General features: G+C 61.7%; 7 protein-coding genes. 4 read left to right on the top strand and 3 right to left on the bottom strand.

The annotated features are described in order from the left end of the window. On the bottom strand, positions 1 to 298 hold a 298-nt coding region (locus L9Z73_RS31240), incomplete at its 3' end, for a helix-turn-helix domain-containing protein (protein WP_430624317.1). A gap of 80 nt (positions 299 to 378) precedes the next feature. Here L9Z73_RS31240 and L9Z73_RS26605 point away from each other — a divergent pair. Continuing rightward, positions 379 to 1086, top strand: a complete 708-nt coding sequence (locus L9Z73_RS26605) for a CTP synthase C-terminal region-related (seleno)protein (protein WP_247407533.1) — start codon at positions 379 to 381, stop codon at positions 1084 to 1086. Continuing rightward, complete coding sequence (locus L9Z73_RS26600) at positions 1083 to 1403, top strand: antibiotic biosynthesis monooxygenase family protein (protein ID WP_247407531.1); 321 nt, start codon at positions 1083 to 1085, stop codon at positions 1401 to 1403. The genes L9Z73_RS26605 and L9Z73_RS26600 overlap by 4 nt, the downstream gene beginning before the upstream one ends. 58 nt (positions 1404 to 1461) lie before the next feature. On the opposite strand, the gene L9Z73_RS26595 is transcribed toward L9Z73_RS26600, so the two are convergent. Then, a complete protein-coding gene (locus L9Z73_RS26595) occupies positions 1462 to 1785 on the bottom strand; it encodes a DUF2025 family protein (RefSeq protein ID WP_247407529.1) in 324 nt (107 codons plus the stop codon). A 232-nt stretch (positions 1786 to 2017) separates the two neighbouring features. Here L9Z73_RS26595 and L9Z73_RS26590 point away from each other — a divergent pair, with 232 nt between their 5' ends. Then, positions 2018 to 3169: a glycerophosphodiester phosphodiesterase family protein gene (locus tag L9Z73_RS26590; protein ID WP_247407527.1), complete on the top strand. Its 1152-nt coding sequence runs from the start codon at positions 2018 to 2020 to the stop codon at positions 3167 to 3169. An 87-nt stretch (positions 3170 to 3256) separates the two neighbouring features. After that, entirely contained in the window at positions 3257 to 3565 is a 309-nt protein-coding gene (locus L9Z73_RS26585) for a PepSY domain-containing protein (protein WP_247407525.1), read from the top strand. A gap of 58 nt (positions 3566 to 3623) precedes the next feature. On the opposite strand, the gene L9Z73_RS26580 is transcribed toward L9Z73_RS26585, so the two are convergent. Further along, positions 3624 to 4057: methyl-accepting chemotaxis protein (locus L9Z73_RS26580; protein WP_247407523.1), on the bottom strand; the 434-nt coding region annotated here is incomplete at its 5' end.

Here is a 4057-nt window from a genome sequence, read left to right as displayed (position 1 = left end):
TGTTGCTGATGGAACCCGACTTCGGGGCCACCGTCGTGATGATGGGCGCCGCCGCAGCGATGCTGTTCCTCGGCGGGGTCGGGCTGTTCCGCTTCACCTTGATGGTGGTGCTGGCGCGGCTTTTTTCAAACAACGTCTGGCCCAGCGCAGCCTCCAGCCGCCGCACGGCGCGGAACACCGTCGACACATCCACCCGCAACAACGCCGCCGCCCGTGCCAGGCTGCCGCCGCGCACCAGGGCGAGGATCAGCGACAAGTCGGGGTAATCAATCTGATAGTGCGTTGCTGCATTGAACATGTGGGTAAACGCCAATATTGATTGCGTGAACGCCAATCTATAGTGCGCACCAGGACACGACAAGCCAGGGGAAGCCTCAAATGAAAGCCACCACGCTGCACCTCGCCCTGATCGGCGATTACAACCCCGATGTGATTGCGCACCAAGCCATTCCCGTGGCGCTGCAACAGGCCGCCGACGCCTTGGGCCTGACGGTTCACCTCCAATGGCTGGAAACCGACACCCTCAGCGCCACCTCCGAACTACAAGGTTTCGATGGTTTTTGGTGCGTGCCCGCCAGCCCGTACCGCGACACCGACGGCGCACTGCACGCGATCCGTTTTGCCCGCGAACAGCGGCGCCCTTTCCTCGGTACCTGCGGCGGCTTTCAACACGCGGTGCTGGAATATGCCCGCAATGTGTTGGGCTGGGCCGATGCCGAACACGGCGAGTTGGTCCCGAATGCCCAACGTGCAGTGATCGCACCACTGAGTTGCGCTCTGGTGGAGGCCACCGGCACCGTGCGCCTAGCCGCCTACACCCGTATCGCCGACGCCTACGGCACACTTGATATTCATGAAGGCTATCGCTGCCGCTACGGCATCAATCCCGACTTCGCCAGCGCGCTGCTGGAAGGCGCTCTTATCCCCAGCGGCCACGACTCGGCCGGCGACCTGCGCGCCGTGGAGCTGCTGGACCATCCGTTCTTCGTCGCCACCCTGTTCCAGCCCGAACGCGCCGCGCTCCAGGGCGTCACACCGCCGCTGGCGATTGCCCTGCTCAAGGCCTGCCAGGAGACCTCGGTATGATTGCCCGCACCCCCGCCCCGCCTTACTACGCGGTGATTTTCAGCTCACTGCGCACCGCCGGTGACCACGGTTACGGCGAGGCGGCCACGCGCATGCTGGAACTGGCGCGTGAGCAACCGGGCTTCCTCGGGGTTGAATCGGCGCGGGAGGATGGCGTGGGGATCACCGTATCGTACTGGCGCAGCGAGGCCGACATCCTCGCCTGGAAACAGCAGGCCGAGCATCGGGCGGTACGCGAGCAGGGGCGTTCCACCTGGTACTCGGCGTTTCACACTCGCGTGTGCAAGGTCGAGCGCGCCTACGCATTCCAGCATTGAGAGGCGGCCGCAAGCCCCCGCACAGGTGATCCTCAGCGACGAGACACAGGCTGTCGGGCTAGCTGACGAGGCTGCGCAACGCACTGATCTGCGGGATCTCCACCCGCCGCATGTACACACGCAGCGGCTCGGTGATGTTGATGCGGTCGTCGATGTTCTGATCAAGCAGCAATTGCAGACGCTCACGGGACAACGTCATGGCGTGCTCGGGGGCCGGTAGCCAGACAAATTCGGCAGTGGGGATGATGCCGTCATCGGCCACGTCCATGCCGAAGGAGTCTTCGCTGAAACGCACGATGTACTGGCCGGTCTTGCGGTTGAGGCCGACAAAACCGTGAAGCTGGTCGGCGGCCTGGCAGATAAGCTCGGAGGTGATGCGCATGGTAAACCTCACTGAAAAGTCCCACAGGGACTGGAAAGATGGTTTACACGCGTGGCGGAAAGTACTGCCCTCTTACGGGGCGGTTTGCGGCAAGAGTACTGCAAAGCCGCGCAAAAAAACCCAGAAAATTGGCGCGTGCGCACGTTAATGTCGGTTTGGTGATAGCGCCTTTCGTTATCAATTGTTAAAAAGGAGGCCTTCTCAAAGCTATCTCCACGAAAGGACTCCGCATATGCCTGTCACGTTTACCAACGGCCCGGTGCCCGCCACTATAGGGAGCGCCTTGCTGCTCGCCCTGATGCTCGGCCTTGGCCAGGCGCAGGCTGCCGACCCGATCAGCCCGGCTGAATTGGCAACTAACGAAGGCATTCCCTACCCTGCCGTGATCGCCCACCGTGGTGCGTCCTACGACGCCCCTGAGTCCACCGCTGCCGCCTACAAGGTCGCACGCGACCTGGGCGCCGACTACCTGGAGTTGGACCTGCAGCGCAGCAAGGACGGCGTACTGTTCGCCCTGCACGACAACAACCTGCAACGCACCACCGACGTGGCCACCAAGTTCCCCGAGCGCAAAGACGCCCCGGCCAACGAGTTCACCTGGAAAGAACTGCAAACCCTCGACGCCGGCAGTTGGTTCAACGCCGCCTACCCGGACCGCGCACGCCCCGGCTTCGTCGGCCTGAAGATCCTCAGCCTGGACGACATCATCAAGATCGCCGAAGGCAACCCGCAGCACAAACCGGGCTTGTACATCGAAACCAAAGAGCCCAAGCAATTCCCGGGCATCGAAGCCGACCTCAAAAACAAGCTGCTGGATAAAGGCTGGTTGAGCTCCGCCGGCTCCAAACTGGGCAAGAGCAACACCGGTGTCGGCCAGGGCAAGGGCCGCGTGGTGCTGCAAACCTTCGAAACGGCCAGCCTGAAAGAGCTGCAGAAAGAGATGCCGAACACCCCGAAAATCCTGCTGCTGTGGGTAGGTGAAGGCAGCATCGAGCCGAAATCCAAGCAAGCCTTCGCCGAATCCGGCGAACCGACCAAGGCGGCTTACTACGCCAAGCAAGCGCCGAAAGACGCCGCCGAGTTCGAAAAATGGGTCGACGAAGCCAAGAGCCTCGGCGCCATCGGCACCGGCCCGTCGGCGGAGCTGACCGCCCACGGCGACCAGAGCTACACCGACCTGGTGAAGCCTGAAATGAACACGCTGACCCACGACAAGGGCCTGCTGGTACACGTCTACACCGTGGATGAACCCGTGGACTTCGAGAAAGTGATGAAAAACGGCGTCGACGGCATCTTCACCAACCGCGCCGCCGAACTGCTGAAGTTCTACAAGCGCTGGCCGTCGTCCAGCGTGCAGGATTTGCTGAACGACCATAAGTACTGAATAAGTCAGTGTGCCATTAAGGATGAATTAAGTTGCGCTGGTTAATCTGGCGCCACTTAAACAGCTCACCAAAAAAGGATACACACCATGAAAACCTTGACCGCTCTGTTCGCCGCGACTGCCCTGACCCTGACCGCCGGCCTGGCCCAGGCCGATGTCCGCCCGGATCATATCGAAGGTCTGCTCAAGTCCGGTGCCGTAATGCCTTTCGAGAAACTCAACGCCGCCGCTGTGGCCAAACACGCAGGTGCCAAGATTACCGACACCGAGCTGGACCACAACAACAGCGGCGTGCTGGTCTACGAAGTTGAACTGACCGACACCGCCGGCAAGCGCTTTGAAGTGAAACTCGACGCCAAGACCGGCACCGTGCTGGAAGACAAACAAGACACCTGAGTAAAAACCTGAAAAAACGCGCCACCTTTGGGTGGCGCGTTTTTTTATGGCCGCCTGATCAAGCGCCCAGTCGCGCCGTCACCTCGTTCAACTCGCCGGACAAACCACGCAGATTCTGGCTCGCCGCTTCGGTGCGCTTCACGTTGTCGAGGTTGGCGGTGGCCACGGTGGTGATCTGGGTGATATTGCGCGAAATATCCTCGGCCACCGACGTCTGCTCCTCGGCCGCCGTGGCGATCTGGCGATTCATGTCGCGAATCGCTTCAATAGCCTGGGTGATGTGAGCGAGCATCGCGCCGGCCTGGGTGACTTTTTCCACGCTGTCATCGCTGCACGACTGGCCCGTGACAATCGCCTCGGCCGCATCGACTGCGCCGGTTTGCACGGCCTGGATAATCTGGTTGATCTCGATGATCGACGCCGCCGTGCGTTGCGCCAGGCTGCGCACTTCATCGGCCACCACCGCGAACCCACGCCCCGCCTCGCCAACCT

It is taken from the genome of Pseudomonas emilianonis, assembly GCF_023072625.1.
In the GTDB taxonomy this organism is placed as follows: Bacteria; Pseudomonadota; Gammaproteobacteria; order Pseudomonadales; family Pseudomonadaceae; genus Aquipseudomonas; species Aquipseudomonas paraveronii.
Note: the sequence above shows the minus strand (reverse complement) of the source record. Positions and strands in the feature narration are given on the sequence as shown.